The organism is Cupriavidus sp. FW305-26, assembly GCF_058787975.1.
The window spans coordinates 69203-84057 of sequence record NZ_JBYTAH010000014.1 but is presented as its reverse complement, the minus strand read 5'-3'; the positions used below and the strand labels follow the sequence as shown (position 1 = coordinate 84057).

Below are 14855 nucleotides of genomic sequence, written 5' to 3'. Positions count from 1 at the left end.
GGTACCCGTATTGCCGGCAGACCCCGCCCTGGCTCCGCCTATGCCCCTGGGCGCAGGTAGTCGCGCAGCCAGGCCGCGCATTGCTCGCCCTGGGCGGCGGGCCACCGCACCACGATGGTCTCGTCGCTGCGGCGAAGCTCAACGCAGATGTCCGACAGCGGCCCGCGCGCGGCCTCGCCGCGCCCGAACAGCCGCGAGAACAGCCCGCCGGCGGCGGGTGCGGGCGCGGACCGTGTCGGCAGCACCGCATGGCCGTTGGCAGCCGCGGCCGATGCAACCGGTGCCGCAGGTGCGGACTTCGCCGCCGGCTCGGGCGCTGCCTGCGCCCCCTGCGGCGACAGCCGCGCCAGCAGGTTGGCGCCAAACTCGTCCCACATGCGATCGGCCTTGGTCTTCATCACGCTCAGGCCGAAAGTGCCCAGCCGGCCCAGCACGTCCACCTCCACCCTGATGCGCAGCTGCGTGCCGCCATCGTCCAGGGCGGTCAGGAAGAGCTCGCTCGACTGGCGCAGCGAGCTGGCCACCGAGTCGTCCTCGCCGGTGCCCTCGGTGCGCAGGTAATGCGGCGCGCGCGTCTCGACGATCTTCGTATGCAGCCGGAAGCGCGCGTTGATGAAGGCGATCTTGACCGCCATATGGGCGATGTACTCGACATCGCTCAGCACTTCGATCGATTCCATGCCGGGCACGCACGCGCCCATCACGTTGGGGTCGAGCAGCAGCTCCCACACGCGCGCCGGCGGCGCCGCGGTGACCAGGGTCTTTTCAATTTCCACGCATTTTCTCCGCGGCGGACAGGACCGATTCAACGATGCCGACATAGCCGGTGCAGCGGCACAGGTTGCCGTTCAGGCCGTGCCGGACTTCGTCTTCGGTCGGGTTGGGGTTATTGGCAAGCAGCGCGCACGAGGCCATCAGGAAGCCCGGCGTGCAATAGCCGCACTGCAGCCCGCCGTTGTCCATGAAGCACTGCTGCAGCGGATGCAGCTGGCCGTCGGCGGCCAGCCCCTCCACCGTCATCACATGGCGCCCGCGCGCCTGCACGGCGAGCATCAGGCAGGACTTGACCACCTCGCCGTCGACCAGCACGGAGCAGGCGCCGCAGATGCCGGTCTCGCAGCCACGCTTGGTGCCGGTCAGGTTCAGGTCGTCGCGCAGCAGGTCGGACAGCAGGCGCCGCGCCGGCACCTCCACCTGGTGTTCCTCGCCGTTGACGGTGAGTTCGATGCTGACTTGGTTCATGGGGATTCCTTACTCCGATGCCACGCCGAACAGCTCGGCAATGGTGCGGCGCGCGACTACCCGCACCATCTCGCGCCGGTAGCTTTCGGACCCGCGCATGTCCGAGACCGCGTTGATGTCCGCGGCGACAATGGCGGCCGTCTCCTCGGCTAGTTCCGCGGTGACGGCCTTGCCGGCCAGCAGCGCTTCGGCGCGGCGCAGCCGGGCCGGGATCGGCGTGGACGCGCCCACCGCCAGCCGCGCCTCGACGCAGAACGCGCCCTCGCGCCGCACCGCCAGTGCCACGCTGGCGAGCGGCCGGTGCTCGGCGGCGGTGCGCAGGAAACGCGCATAGCGGCCATCGGCGCCGGCACCCGGCGCCGGCACGCGGATCTGCGTGACGATCTCGTCCGGCGCCAGTGCCGTGACGTAGTAGTCGACCAGGAAGTCCTCGATATCGATCTCGCGCTCGCCGCCTCGGCCGCTGACCACGATCCGCGCGCCCAGCGCCATCAGGCAGCCGGGCGGATCGGTGGCGGGGTCGGCATAGCAGAGGTTGCCGCCGATGGTGCCCTGGTTGCGCACCTGCGGATTGGCCACGCGCGAGGCCATGCTGGCCAGCATCGGGTAGTGCGCCTGCACCAGCGGCGAGCGCGCTACCTCGGCATGCAGCGTCAGCGCGCCGATGCGCAGGCCCTCGCGCGCATCGAAGGTGATGCCGCGCAGCGCCTTGAGCCGGCCCAGCGAGACCAGGTGGCCAGGCGTCAGCATGCGCTGGCGCATGCCGAGCATCAGCGCGGTGCCGCCGGCAAGGATGCGGCAACTGTCGCCCAGCTCGGCCAGCATCTGGCTGGCCTCGGCCACGGTGGCCGGCTCAAGGAAGGCAAAGTCACGCATGGACGGCCTCCTTCTGCTTCAGTTCGCGCAGGCCCGCCAGCACCTTCTCCGGCGTGATCGGCAGCGACTGGATGCGCACGCCCACGGCGTCGAAGACGGCATTGGCGATCGCCGCCGCGCCCGGCAGGATCGCGGTTTCGCTGGCGCCCTTGGCGCCATAGGGGCCGTTGGGGTCGTTCGATTCCACCACGTCGGTGCGCAGCATCGGCACCGCGTCGGCGGTCGGCATGGTGTAGTCGGCAAAGTTGCCGTTCATCAGGCGGCCATCCTCGTATTGCAGGTTCTCGTACAGGGTCCAGCCGATCGCCTGCACGGTCGCGCCGTGGGTCTGGCCGTGCACGGCGAGCGGGTTGATGGCCTTGCCGCAGTCGTCGGCGACAAAGCTGTCGATCACGGTGACCTGGCCGGTGCTGGTGTCGACTTCCACTTCCACCGCCTGTGCCGCGAAGGAGTGCGCGGGCGCGACGTTGCCGTAGTAGTCGGCGTCGTGCATCACCGTGGGCGCGTCATAGGTGGCGCGCACGTGGATGCCCTCGCCGCCGTGGCGGAAGATATGCAGCCGCGCGATCTCCGCCAGCGTGGCGGACTTGTCGGGCTGGCCCGGCGCGGCGATGCGGCCATCGGCAATCGCCAGTTGTTCCGCGTCCACGCCAAGCTTCTCCGCCGCGAGTGCCAGCAGTTTCTGGCGCGCCTCGCGCGCGGCACGCAGCAACGCATTGCCGGCGATGATGGTCACGCGCGACGCCAGCGAGCCCAGGCAGAACGGCGCGGTATCGGTATCCGGCGCCATCACGGTCACGTGCGACAGCGGGATGCCGAGCTCCTGCGCGCAGATCTGGCTGAGCATGGTGTTGGCGCCCTGCCCCATGTCGCACTCGCTGGTCTGCAGCATCGCGCGCCCGTCCTCGTTGATCTTGAGCAGGATGGTCGAGCCGTCCCAGTTGCCCAGCGTGCGGTTGCCGCTGACGTGCATGGCCGCGGCAATGCCCACGCCGCGCCGGCGCGTGCCGGTGCCGCGCGGCGCGGCGCGCTTCTCGTCCCAGCCGATGGCCTTGCGGGTCATTTCCAGGCACTCGGCCATGCCGGTGCTGCTGATCTTCCAGCCATGCACGCTGGTCTCGCCCGCGCCGATCGCATTGCGCTTGTGCACCTCCACCGGGTCCATGCCGAGCATGCCGGCCAGCACGGTCAGGTGGCAGTTCAGCGGAAACTGCATCTGCTGCCCGCCAAAGCCGCGGAAGGCGCCGCGCGGCGGATTGTTGGTATAGGCCATGACCGCATGCGAGCGCACGTTCTGCACGCGGTGCATGTTGTCGCTGCGCATGGCGGTGACGTGCATCACATCACCGGCAAGCCCGGAGTAGGCGCCGCATTCGGCCGTGATGCGCACATCCTTGGCCAGGATCACGCCGTCTGCGGACAGCCCCATGCGCAGCCACACTTTCATCGGCACGCTGGCGCGCGCGCCCTGGAAGTCTTCCAGCCGGTTGTTGACCAGCCGCACCGGGCGCTCCAGCCGGCTGGCCAGGAAGGCGCAGATCAGGCTGTTGTTCTCCTCGACGATCTTGGCGCCGAAGCCGCCGCCGGTGGTCGCCTGCACCACGCGGATGGTCGAGACCGGCCGGTCCAGCGCCTCGGCCAGCCGCGCGCGCGCCAGGAACACGGACTGGGTCGAGGCCCACAGCGTGAGCCGCCCGTTGCCGTCCTGCGCTGCCACCGAGGCCATCGGCTCAAGGTAGCCCGGGTACTGCGAGTGCATGTCGTAGGTGGCCTCATGCACCGCGGCGCAGGCTTCGAACGCGGCATCCACGTCGCCCCGCACGATGTGCATCTCATGGCCGATATTGCGCGTGCCGGCATGGATCTCGGGCGCGCCATCGGCCAGCGCCGCTTCCGGCGTCAGCAGCGCGGGCAGCGCCTCGTACTCGATGCGGACCAGGTCCAGCGCATCACGCGCGATCTCCTCGCTGACCGCCACCACCGCGGCCACTTCCTCGCCGACGTGGCGCACCACGCCGCAGGCCAGGATGCGCTGCTCCTTGCGGTGCGGGCCCCAGTTGCGGGCGGGCACATCGTGCCCGGTCACCACCAGCTTGACGCCGGGCAGCGCCTTCGCCGCGGAGGTGTCGATGCGCACGATGCGCGCATGCGGGTGCGGGCTGCGCAGCACCTTGGCGTGCAGCATGCCGGGCAACTTGATGTCGCCGGCATACTGCGCGCGCCCCATGACCTTTTCCCGCGCGGTCACCTGCGGCGTGGAGCTTCCCACGATGGCCTTGCTCATGCCGGCCTCCTGCTTGTCTGGTTGCATGAATGCGATGCGCTGCCCTGGGTCATTCCGCCGTGATCGCGAGGTCGCGGATCACCTTGCCCAGCCGCTCGTAGTCGGCCGCGTTGACCTTTTCCAGCGCGGCCGGGGCGCCGCCCACCGGGCTGGCGCCGAAGGTGGCCATCTTCTCGGTCACGTCGGGCAGGCGCAGCACGTCGTTGAGCTGCTGGTTCAGCACCTTGACCACCTCGGGCGGCGTGCCCTTGGGCGCCATCACGCCATGCCAGGCGCCGACCACCACGTCCTTGTAGCCGAGCTCGGCCAGCGTCGGCACGTTGGGCAGCAGCGGCGAGCGCTTTGCGTCCGTGATCGCCAGCGGGATCAGCCGGCCGGTGTTGATGTACTGCGCCACCGGACCCAGCGTGACGTAGGCAAAGTTCACGTGCCCCGCCACCACGTCGTTGACCGCCGGCGCCACGCCCTTGTACGGCACGTGCTGGATCTTCACGCCCGCGGCGCGGTTGAGCATCTCGCCGGCGATGTGCATCGGCGAACCCGCGCCCGGGCTGCCATAGGTCAGCGTCTTGCCGCCCCTGGCCACGGCAATCATCTCGCCGACGGTCTTGATGCCGGCCTGCGGGTTGGCCACCAGCAGCACCGCCTGCACCGCGGTCTGGATCACGGGGGTGAAGCCGTGCAGCGGGTCATAGCTGGCCGACGGCGCCAGCTTGAGCACCATCGGCGCCAGCGTGAAAGGATTGGGCGTGTACAGCAGCGTGTAGCCGTCCGCCGGCGCGCGGCTGACGAAGCTGGCGCCGACCACGCCGCCGGCACCGGGGCGGTTCTCGACGATGACCGGCTGCTTCAGGCGCGCCGACAGCTTGTCGGCATAGAGCCGGGCCATGGCGTCGGTGTCGCCGCCGGGCGGATAGGCCACGACCATGGTCACGGTCTTGGCCGGATACGCGGCGGTGGCCAGCGCGCTGCCCGCGGCAAGCGCAAGCGCGGCCATGGCAGTGGCTGCAAGGAAAAGGCGGCGGGGGCGTTCGTGTCTCATCAACAGCTCCTGTGGGGGCGCATTCGCGGTTGGAGTGGGCTGTTGTGCGCACCGCGAAAACAGGGTTGGCTCGGGTTACAACACTTTCGGTTGTTTTATTAGTAAAACGTACGTTCACACCAGGAACATTGGTAATCCTAGGTCGCCAATATTGACAACTCAAATTACGTTAAACACCTATTGACATTATTTGGTTTGTTTAATTCTCTTGCATGACACGAAAGCGACACCCGGTGGCGGAATTGGCGAGCGCCTGTGAGACAATCGGGCCCGCCAACCGGCCCGAACTCCGCGGCCGGCAGACCCTGACCAAGAGGAACGCATGCCCCGTGACGCCGCGCCCGCCAACGGCCAGCCCGCGCCAGACACCGACAACACCAGCCCGTGGACCGACCTCGACGAGGCCGGCAGCGGCCTGACCGTCGACAATTTCCTGACCACGATGCTGAGCCAGCTGGTCACCGCGCTGCGCAGCACGGTGACCAAGCCCTATGCGGAACAGTTCGGCCTGACCGTGCCGGAGTGGCGCATCCTGGCGCTGCTGGCGCACGCGCGCGAACTGCCGTTTGCCGAGCTGGTGACCCAGTCGACCTCGGACAAGGCGCTGGTGAGCCGCACGCTGCGGCTGCTGGAGGATCGGGGATTGGTGCGGCTGACCTCAGCCGGCAACACGCCGCGCAAGAAGCTGATCTGCGCGATCAGTGAAGCCGGTGCCGCGCTGCACGACCAGGTGATGCCGCTGGCGCGGCGGGGGCAGGCGCAGGTGATCCGGCAGTTGTCGCCGGAGGAGCGGGAAGCGGTTTACCAGGGGCTGCGCAAGCTGTTGCGCACGCAGGAATAAAGAAAAAGGGCCGCACCCGGATTGCGGGGCGGCCCGAAGGGAACGGGACCAGCACGCCCGTTCAGACCTCCAGTTCTTCCAGCACCCGCCCCTTGGTCTCGATGCCAAGGAAATGCACGGTGACAGCCGCCAGCGCCGGCACCACGGACAGCGCGAAGAAGGCGACGCTGAGGTTGCCGCTGCCAATGGTGCTGGCGATCAGGCCAGGCGCGAAGATCGCCGCCAGCTTCAGCCAGGCGCCGCCCAGGCCGCAGCCCATCGCGCGGACGCTGGTCGGGTACAACTCGGGCGTGTAAACATAGGCGGTGATAAAGCCGCTGGCCAGGAAGCCCATCGCCAGCGCGCAGAAGGTCGCTACCACATACACGTTCGAAGCGTGGAACACCCCCGCCAGCACCAGCGACAGCGCGCACAGCAGGAACGACACGTTGATCACCGGCTTGCGGCCCACCTTGTCGACAATCATCGCGCACACCAGCGAGCCGACCACGCCCAGCACCGAGGCGCCGGCGGCAAGGTTCAGCGCCAGCTGCAGCGGCGCGTGGTAGACGGTCTTGTAGACCGTGGGCAGCCACGTCGACAGCCCGTACTGGATAAAGCCGCAGGTTGCCCACAGCATCCATACCGCCAGCGTGCGGCCGAGGTAGGCCTTGCTGACCAGGTCACGCACGCGCCGGCGCGGGTGCTGGGTCATGCGGTCGTAGCTGCCGGCATTGACCGGCGGCGGCAGCGGATCCTTGGCGCGCGCCTCGAACGCACGCAGTGCGGCATCGGCTTCTTCAAGACGGCCTTTCTCCGCCAGCCAGCGTGGCGATTCCGGGATCACGCGGCGCAGGATGAAGAACAGCACCAGCGGCACGCCGCCGATGAAGTACATCACCTCCCAGCCGTAGTGCGGCACCAGCCAGGCGCCAACGCCGTTGGACACCATCAGGCCGATCGGGAACACCACCTCGTACAGCAGCACGAAGCGCCCACGCCCATGCGCGCGCGTGACTTCGTTGATATAGGTGGCGGCCACCGGCAGCTCACCGCCAAGGCCGAGGCCCTGCACGATGCGCAGCAGCAAGAAGATCTCGAACGACGGCGCGAAGCCGCAGGCAATGCTCATCAGGCCGATGATGCCCGCGCTCCAGCCGATCGAGCGCAGCCGGCCGAAGCGCTCGGCCAGTCCCGGGAACAGCAGCGCGCCGACCAGCTGGCCGACCGAAGGCGCAGCGATCAGCACGCCGATCTGGCCCGGCGTCAGCGACCACTGCGCGATCAGCAGCGGCAGCGTGGCTGCGATGGCGATGACGTCGAAGCCATCGAAGAAGGTGGCCAGGCCGATCAGCAGCCGGGCGCGGATATGCATGGCGTTGCCCGGCATGCGCTCGATGCGGGCAACGATATTGCCGCGCGTGAGCGGGCCGCTGCGGGCCGCCGCCGCGCTCTGGCCGGCGCTGTCGGCCGTGGTCACGATACCTGCGGTGGCGGCCACCGGTGCGCCGGGGGACGCTGCGTCTTGTCTCTGGGTTAACACGGGGCTTCTCGGTTTGATTCTTCGGGGGTTGCTCCCCTCTCCCGCTTGCGGGAGAGGGGCCGGGGGAGAGGGCAGGCACTTGATAACGGCAGATGCCGCGGCTTGCCCGGCGGCCTGGGAAGAGGCAGTCGGGATTCGACAGCGCATCGGCTACGGCGTGCGCTGGCCCTCTCTCCCGCCCCTCTCCCGCGCGCGGGAGAGGGGAGAACACAATCGCGAAATTACAAGTCCAGCACCAGCTTGCTGCCCTTGCACCCCGACACGCACACCATCATGGTCTTGTTGCTGGCGCGCTCGCTGTTGCTGAGCACGCTGTCGCGATGGTCGGGGCAACCTTCCAGCACCGCGGTCTCGCACGAGCCGCACACGCCTTCGCGGCAGCTGTAGTCCATCTGCACGCCGGCATCGAGCAGTGCGTCCAGCAGCGACTTGCCGGACGGCACCTTGACGGTGGTGCCGGTGCGCGACAGCGACACGGTGTACTCGCCCTCCTGCACCGCCTCGGTCGAGGGGTCGGCGGCAAAGCGCTCGATATGCACGTTCGGGTAGCCATGCGCTTCGCAGGCAGCCTCGAACGCCTTCAGCATCGGACCGGGGCCACAGCAGTAGAAGTGCGTCTGCACCTCCTGGCCGGCCAGCATCGCGTTCAGGTCCGGCGGCACGCCGGCCTCGTCGTCGAAGTGAAAGTGCACGGCATCGCCATGGGCCGACAGCTGTTCGACGAATGCGGCCTCGGCACGCGAACGGGCGCAGTAGATCAGCGTGAACGACCTGCCCAGCTCGGCCAGGCGGCGCGCCATGCAGACGATCGGCGTGACGCCGATGCCGCCGGCGACCAGCACGGTGTGCGCGGCGCTTTCGTCCAGCTCGAAGTTGTTGCGCGGCGCCCCCACGGTCAGCGTGGCGCCCACGCGCAGCTGCTCATGCACGTAGCGCGAACCGCCGCGGCTGCCGCGGTCCAGCAGCACGCCCACGGTATAGCGCCGGCGCGCTTCGGGCGCGCCGCACAGCGAGTAGCTGCGCACCAGGCCGTTGCCCAGGTGCAGGTCGATATGGGCGCCCGGGCTGTACTCGGGCAGGGTCTTCCCTTCGGGATCTTGCAGTTCGATGCTGACCACGCCGCGCGCTTCATAGCGCATGGCGTGGACGCGCAGGGTCAGGGACTGGTGGGCACTCATTGCTGCTTCCTTCGATTGCTGCTGACTTACCGCTTCTCGGTCAGGAACTTGCCTGCCGGTCCGCCCGCGTTCTTCTGGCGGCGGGTGTTGCCGTCGATGCCGCCTTCGATCGCCCATTCGGCGAACATGGTCGGGCCCGGCTCGAAAGCGCGCGGCTCCCAGTGTTCGTCGAGCTGGTCTTCGTCGGCGTAGTACTCGATCAGGCCGCCGGCCGGGTTCTTGAAGTACCAGAAGTAGGCCGACGAGATCGGGTGCCGGCCCGGGCCGAGCTGCGTATCCCAGCCCTTGCGCGAGACATGCATGCCGCCGCCGAAGACTTCGTGGATGTCGCGCACGGTGAAGGCGACGTGATTCAGGCCGCTCTTCGGTTCCGGCAGCTGCAGCAGGAACAGGTCGTGGTGGCCGCCTTCGGGCGTGCAGCGCAGGAAGGCGCCGCGGTCCGGGTAGCGGTCCGACGGCACGAAGCCGAACTTCTCGACATAGAAGCGCTCAGTGGCCTTGACGTCCTTGACGAAGAACACCACGTGGCCCACTTCGATCGGGGTGGCATGGTCGTAGATCGGGCTGCGCTGGTTCAGGCGCGGCTTGTCGTTCCACGTGTTCATCAGCGCGCATTCGACCTGCACGTCATGCTTGCGGGTGACCTGGAAACGCACGGCCAGGCCGTTCGGATCGGTGCAGCCCACGCGCAGCGTATCGCCCTCGCCTTGCTTCACGAAGCCCGGTGCATCAGCGATTGCCTTGGCGAGCTGGTCCAGCGAGGCCTGTGACTCGACGCCCCACACCACTTCGCGCAGCGTCGGGCCGGCCTCGATCGCGGGCGGCAGCGTGGCATCGTCGATGCGGCGCACCAGCACGCGGCAGCCGTTCAGCGTTTCAAAATCCAGGCCCTGCGCATCGTCGCGCTTGATGGCCAGGCCCCAGTCGGTGAAAAAGCCACGGCAGGCGTCAAAGTCATCCGCGCCGTAGACGATCTCGTCGATCCCCAATACCTTGATCATTGCTTCTCTCCAGCCTGCCGGGTTCAGTGGTTGGCCCACGGCAGCGGTTGTTCGTTCAGGCCCCAGTACACGCTCTTCTGCTCCATGTACTGCAGGATGCCAAGCCGCCCCTTCTCGCGGCCCAGGCCGCTGTCGCGCCAGCCGCCGAACGGCGTCGCGATCGAGAATTGCTTGTAGGTGTTGATCCACACATTGCCCGCCTGCACGGCGCGTGCCACGCGCCAGGCGCGCTTGTAGTCGCGCGTCCAGATGCCCGCGGCAAGCGCATAGACGCTGTCGTTGGCCTGCGCGATCAGGTCATCCTCGTCGTCGAACGGGATTGCGACCAGCACCGGCCCGAAGATCTCTTCCTGGCAGATGCGGGCGTTGTTATCCAGCCCTTCGATGATGGTCGGCGTGTAGAAATAGCCGTTGGGCAGGCCGGCCACGTCTGGGCGCAGGCCGCCGGTGCGCAGCTGGCCGCCCTCTTCCACGCCGGCGGCCACGTACGACTCGATGCTGTCGCGGTGGCGGTCGGTAATCAGCGGGCCCATCTGGGTACGCTCGTCGGCGGGGTCGCCCACGCGCAGGTGCGCGGCGCCCGCGGCCAGGCGGTCGATAAAGGCCTCGTACTGCGAGCGCGCCACGAACAGGCGCGAGCCGGCGATGCACGACTCGCCCGACGAGCTGAAGATGCCGTACAGCACGCCGTTGACCGCGTGGTCCAGGTCGGCATCGTCGAACACCATGGTCGGCGACTTGCCGCCCAGTTCCAGCGACACCGGCATCATCTTGTCGGCGGCGATATGGGCGATGTGCTTGCCGGTGGTGGTGCCGCCGGTGAACGACACGCGGCGCACCAGCGGATGCTTGGTGATGGCGTCGCCGATGACCGAACCCTTGCCGGGCAGCACGCTGAGCAGGCCCTTGGGCACGCCGGCCTCTTCGCAGATGCGCGCCAGCTCCAGCGCCATCAGCGGCGTGACCTCGGCGGGCTTGACCACCACGGCGTTGCCGGCGGCGAGCGCGGGCGCCATCTTCTGCGCCTCGCTGGCGATCGGCGAGTTCCACGGCGTGATCGCCGCAACCACGCCCATCGGCTCGTATACGCTCATGGTCAGGCAGTCGCCGCGCTGCGGCGTGATGGTTTCTTCCAGCGTCTCGCAGGCGGCGGCAAAGAACTGGAAGGTGCCGGCGGCGCTGGCCACCAGGGCGCGCGTCTCGCTGATCGGCTTGCCGTTGTCCAGGCGCTGGCGCTGGGCCAGCTGCTCGCCCTGGGCGCGGATCAGCTCGGCCACGCGGTACAGCACGGCGGCGCGCTCATGCGGCTTGCGTTGGGCCCAGCCGCTGGTGAGGAAGGCCTGATGGGCGCCCCGCACCGCTTCTTCCACGTCCGCCAGGCTGGCGGCGTTCAGTTCTGCCACCACTTCGCCGGTAGCCGGATAGCGGGTGCCATAGCGGTCGCCGGTCCCCAGGCGCCATTCGCCCGCGATGCAGATGGGGAGTACTTCTTGCGTCTTCATTGTCGTTGCCTGCTAAGTCTGTGGGGCGTTGGCTGCCGGGACTAGATCGATACCGCGTGCGCCCGGTTTCCCAGTGCGCGCACCACGCTGAACACGGTCAGCGCGGAAGTCTTGGGATTGGCCGCCAGCGGCTTGCCGCGCATCGTCAGCTCGAAGCCGCCGAAGGCGCCGCGCGCTTCCACGTGGTGCACGTTCTCCACCGCATGCGGGTCGGCCAGCAGCTTGACCGAGGTGCGGTCCAGCCCCAAGCCTGCCAGCGACACCGTGGCGGCCACGTTGGCGTTCTTGGGATACAGACGCGCCGCGTCGCGGGCCGTGCCTTCGAAGATCACGGTCGCCTCGGTCAGCGCATCCAGGTCGAAGAGCTGCTCGGCCGGCGTGCCGGCCCAGGCGCGAGCCGGCTTGCGGCCGGTGTAGATGACTTCGTCCAGCCCGCCGACACGCGCCGCGGCCAGCGCATCGATCGCGCCGATCGCACCTGACAACAGCTGCACCTGGGTGCCGCCGCGGCGCGCGGCCGCTTCCAGCCGCTCGGCCATGCCGGGCTCGGACAGCGCGCCCACCGACACCACCATGCACGGGATGCCGCGTTCCAGCGCCGGCACGATGTGCTCTTCCAGCGCATGGTGGCCGGCGCACTCGACCAGCAGGTCGGGACGCTGGTCGTCCAGGTGCGTCGCCACGCGGGCGCCCGGCGCCAGCGCGGTGACCGCGTCGCGGGCCTCGTCCATCGTGTGCTCCGGCACGATCACCACGTCGAACACCACCTCGGGATCGCTCTTGAGCAATTCCATCACGCCGCGGCCGATCGCGCCGCAGCCAACCATGGACACATGCAGCATCTCCGGTCTCCCTCAGGCGGTGACAGTGGTTTGTTCGCGCGCCGGCTCTTCGTTGTCCTTGTTCACCGGGGGGCCGGCGAAGATGGTCTTGAAGGAACCGATCGACAGCATGTCGATCTCCAGCAGGAACGGGCCCGACTCGACCGTGGCCGCTTCCAGCGCGGCGCCGACCTCGGCCAGGTTGCTCACGCGCGCATGGCGCAGCGACAGCGACTTGGCCAGCGTGGCGTAGTCCGGGGTATGCAGGTCCACGTAGTGGCGGCGGCCGCCGTACTGGGCGTCCTGGATGTTCTTGATCACGCCGTAGCCCTTGTCGTTCATCAGCACGATCACCATGTCGGCGCGTTCCTGCACCGCGGTGGCCAGTTCGCCCAGGTTCAGGATAAAACCGCCGTCGCCGGCCAGCGTGAAGGTCTTCTTGCCCGAAGCGGTCGCCGCAGCACCGATCGCGGCGCCGATGCCCATCGCCAGACCCTGGCCGATGCCGCCGCCCAGCGCATGCACGCCGGCACGCGAATCGAAGATGCGCAGATGGCGGTTGCCCCAGGTGCTGTTCGACACGGTCACGTCGCGCACCCAGTTGAAGCTGCGGCCGACCGCGCCCTGCAGCGCCTGCACCAGCGCCGAGTACGGGCCCAGGCCGTCGACCAGGCTGTTGACGGCGGTGTCATGGGCGCGGCGCAGGTCGGCGGCGAAGGCCGGGTCGATCTGCATGCGCTTTTCAAGCCGATCCGCCAGGGCGTCCAGCGCCAGCGCGGCGTCGCCGCTGACAAAGTAGTCGCTCAGGTAGCAGCGGCCTTCGGCGGCCGGGTCGGCGTCGATGCGCAGCAGCGGGCGCGGCAGCTTCAGTTCGTACTTCAGGGTTTCATTGCCGCGCAGGCGCGAGCCCACCACCAGCATCGCGTCGCAGGTCTGGTAGAAGGCCTCGACCGGCTTATGCAGGTTGTAGGCGCCCAGCGAACGGGGATCGTCTTCCGGCACGATGCCGCGGCCTTGCGTGCTGGTGACCACGCCGAAGCCCAGGTCCAGCAGGCGCTGCACCTGCTTGCTGGCGTGGCGCGCACCGCCGCCCAGCCACAGCAGCGGGCGCTTGGCCTTGGCCAGGCGCTCGGCCAGCGCGTCCAGCGCATGTGCCGACGGCACGTGCTGCGGCACCGTCAGCGGCTGCAGGTCGGCCGGCATCTCGATCAGCGCGGCCTGGATGTCGATGGGGATCTCCACGCTGACCGGGCCGGTCGGCGCCGTCAGCGCGGTCTGCACGGCCAGCTTGATGGTGCTGATGGCGGTGTCGGCGCTGCGGATGCGGAAGGCGGCCTTGGACACGGCCTTGAGCATGGTGAGCTGGTCCGGCGCTTCGTGGATGTAGGCGAGGCTCTGGTCCAGGTAAGGCGTTTCGATCTGGCCGGTGATATGCAGCATCGGCGTGCCGGCGGTCAGCGCTTCGACCATGGCGCCGGCGGCGTTGCCCGCGGCGGTGCCGGTGCTGGTCAGGCACACGCCCAGGCCACCGGTGGTGCGGGCATAGGCATCGGCCATATTGGTGCCGCCCGCTTCGCCGCGCGCCGGCACGAAGCGGATCTTGCCGCGCTCGCCCATGGCGTCGAGGATCGGCATATTGTGGATCGAGATCACGCCGAAGGCGGCCTTGACGCCGCACTGCTCGAGAAACGCCGTGATGGCGCAACCGACGGTGACCTGCTGTTGCTCGTACTGTTGTTGATTAGGCATGACGGGAGTGTCCTCCGGAGATATCGATATGGCTGCCCGTGGTGTACGAAGACAACGGCGAGGCAAGGAACAGGATGGCGCGGGCTGCCTCGACCGGCAGGCCCAGGCGGCCAAGGGGAATATGTTTCTGCTGGGCCAGGCGCGCGGTCCATGCGGCCCAGTCCAGGTGGCGGTCTGCTTCAGGGCGCGCCTCGAAGCGGCGGCGCCACTGGCCCGATTCGACCAGGCCGATCAGGATGCCGTTGACGCGGACGCCCTTGGGCGCAAACTCGGTGGCCATCGAGCGCACCAGGTTGAGCACGCCGGCACGCGCGGCGGAAGTCGCCACCATGTGCGGCTCCGGCTGCTGCGCCAGCAGCGAGTTGACGCAGACGATGGCGCCCTGGCCTGACTTCTCAAGCTGCGGCAGGAACGCGCGCGTCGGGTGGATCACGGAGAAGAACTTGAGCTGCAGTTCTTCCATCCAGGCCGCGTCCTCGGTGTTGGCGAAGGTGGAGACACGGCCCTGGCCGGCGTTGTTGACCAGCATGTCGACGTTGCCCAGCGTGGCCTGCACGGCAGCGGCAAAGGCGGCGACCTGTTCAGGCTTGAGCACGTCGCAGGTGGCGGCATGGAGCCGGCACCCGGGGAATTTCTCGCGCAGCTGCGCTTCGGCGCTGCGCAGTCGGTTCTCGTCGCGGCCGCACATGGCCACGGCGGCGCCCGCTTCGAGCAGCAGCTCGACGGTCGCCAGCCCGATGCCGGAGGACCCGCCGGTGACGACGGCAACCTTGCCGCCGAGTTCAATCATGGACATT

General features: G+C 68.7%; 13 protein-coding genes. 1 reads left to right on the top strand and 12 read right to left on the bottom strand.

Annotated elements, in window-relative coordinates:
- Nucleotides 1-38 precede the first annotated feature (38 nt).
- From AC3WQZ_RS11065 to AC3WQZ_RS11045, 5 genes are read right to left on the bottom strand one after another with little or no spacing between them, the layout of a single operon-like run.
- Nucleotides 39-776 (bottom strand): SRPBCC family protein, encoded by a 738-nt coding sequence (locus tag AC3WQZ_RS11065; protein ID WP_010811672.1) that lies wholly within the window; start codon nucleotides 774-776, stop codon nucleotides 39-41.
- A complete protein-coding gene (locus AC3WQZ_RS11060; protein WP_010811673.1) occupies nucleotides 766-1242 on the bottom strand; it encodes a (2Fe-2S)-binding protein in 477 nt (158 codons plus the stop codon). The genes AC3WQZ_RS11065 and AC3WQZ_RS11060 overlap by 11 nt, the downstream gene beginning before the upstream one ends.
- Before the next feature lie 9 nt (nucleotides 1243-1251).
- Nucleotides 1252-2118, bottom strand: a complete 867-nt coding sequence (locus tag AC3WQZ_RS11055) for an FAD binding domain-containing protein (protein ID WP_010811674.1) — start codon at nucleotides 2116-2118, stop codon at nucleotides 1252-1254.
- The gene (locus AC3WQZ_RS11050; protein ID WP_492300543.1) at nucleotides 2111-4402 is read right to left on the bottom strand and encodes a xanthine dehydrogenase family protein molybdopterin-binding subunit; all 2292 of its coding nucleotides are present in this window, start codon (nucleotides 4400-4402) and stop codon (nucleotides 2111-2113) included. The genes AC3WQZ_RS11055 and AC3WQZ_RS11050 overlap by 8 nt, the downstream gene beginning before the upstream one ends.
- A gap of 49 nt (nucleotides 4403-4451) precedes the next feature.
- Nucleotides 4452-5444: a Bug family tripartite tricarboxylate transporter substrate binding protein gene (locus tag AC3WQZ_RS11045; protein ID WP_011616781.1), complete on the bottom strand. Its 993-nt coding sequence runs from the start codon at nucleotides 5442-5444 to the stop codon at nucleotides 4452-4454.
- A 322-nt stretch (nucleotides 5445-5766) separates the two neighbouring features.
- Between AC3WQZ_RS11045 and AC3WQZ_RS11040 the strand changes: the two genes are divergently transcribed.
- The gene (locus tag AC3WQZ_RS11040; RefSeq protein ID WP_010811677.1) at nucleotides 5767-6285 is read left to right on the top strand and encodes a MarR family winged helix-turn-helix transcriptional regulator; all 519 of its coding nucleotides are present in this window, start codon (nucleotides 5767-5769) and stop codon (nucleotides 6283-6285) included.
- Nucleotides 6286-6346: 61 nt separating this feature from the next.
- Here the strand turns inward: AC3WQZ_RS11040 and AC3WQZ_RS11035 are convergent, their stop codons facing one another.
- The 7 genes from AC3WQZ_RS11035 to AC3WQZ_RS11005 all read right to left on the bottom strand — a co-directional run bounded on the left by AC3WQZ_RS11035 (nucleotide 6347) and on the right by AC3WQZ_RS11005 (nucleotide 14854).
- Nucleotides 6347-7654: an MFS transporter gene (locus AC3WQZ_RS11035; RefSeq protein WP_231881505.1), complete on the bottom strand. Its 1308-nt coding sequence runs from the start codon at nucleotides 7652-7654 to the stop codon at nucleotides 6347-6349.
- 374 nt (nucleotides 7655-8028) lie between these two features.
- Nucleotides 8029-8985: a PDR/VanB family oxidoreductase gene (locus tag AC3WQZ_RS11030; protein ID WP_010811679.1), complete on the bottom strand. Its 957-nt coding sequence runs from the start codon at nucleotides 8983-8985 to the stop codon at nucleotides 8029-8031.
- A gap of 26 nt (nucleotides 8986-9011) precedes the next feature.
- Complete coding sequence (locus tag AC3WQZ_RS11025; protein ID WP_011616780.1) at nucleotides 9012-9986, bottom strand: VOC family protein; 975 nt, start codon at nucleotides 9984-9986, stop codon at nucleotides 9012-9014.
- Between the two features lie 23 nt (nucleotides 9987-10009).
- Nucleotides 10010-11488, bottom strand: coding sequence for an aldehyde dehydrogenase (locus tag AC3WQZ_RS11020; RefSeq protein WP_058697857.1), 1479 nt, complete (start codon nucleotides 11486-11488; stop codon nucleotides 10010-10012).
- A gap of 41 nt (nucleotides 11489-11529) precedes the next feature.
- Complete coding sequence (locus tag AC3WQZ_RS11015; protein ID WP_010811682.1) at nucleotides 11530-12330, bottom strand: aspartate dehydrogenase; 801 nt, start codon at nucleotides 12328-12330, stop codon at nucleotides 11530-11532.
- Between the two features lie 12 nt (nucleotides 12331-12342).
- Complete coding sequence (locus AC3WQZ_RS11010) at nucleotides 12343-14058, bottom strand: thiamine pyrophosphate-binding protein (RefSeq protein ID WP_010811683.1); 1716 nt, start codon at nucleotides 14056-14058, stop codon at nucleotides 12343-12345.
- Nucleotides 14051-14854 (bottom strand): SDR family oxidoreductase, encoded by an 804-nt coding sequence (locus AC3WQZ_RS11005; protein WP_011616778.1) that lies wholly within the window; start codon nucleotides 14852-14854, stop codon nucleotides 14051-14053. Before AC3WQZ_RS11005 ends, AC3WQZ_RS11010 begins: the two co-directional genes overlap by 8 nt.
- Between the last annotated feature and the right edge of the window lies 1 nt (nucleotide 14855).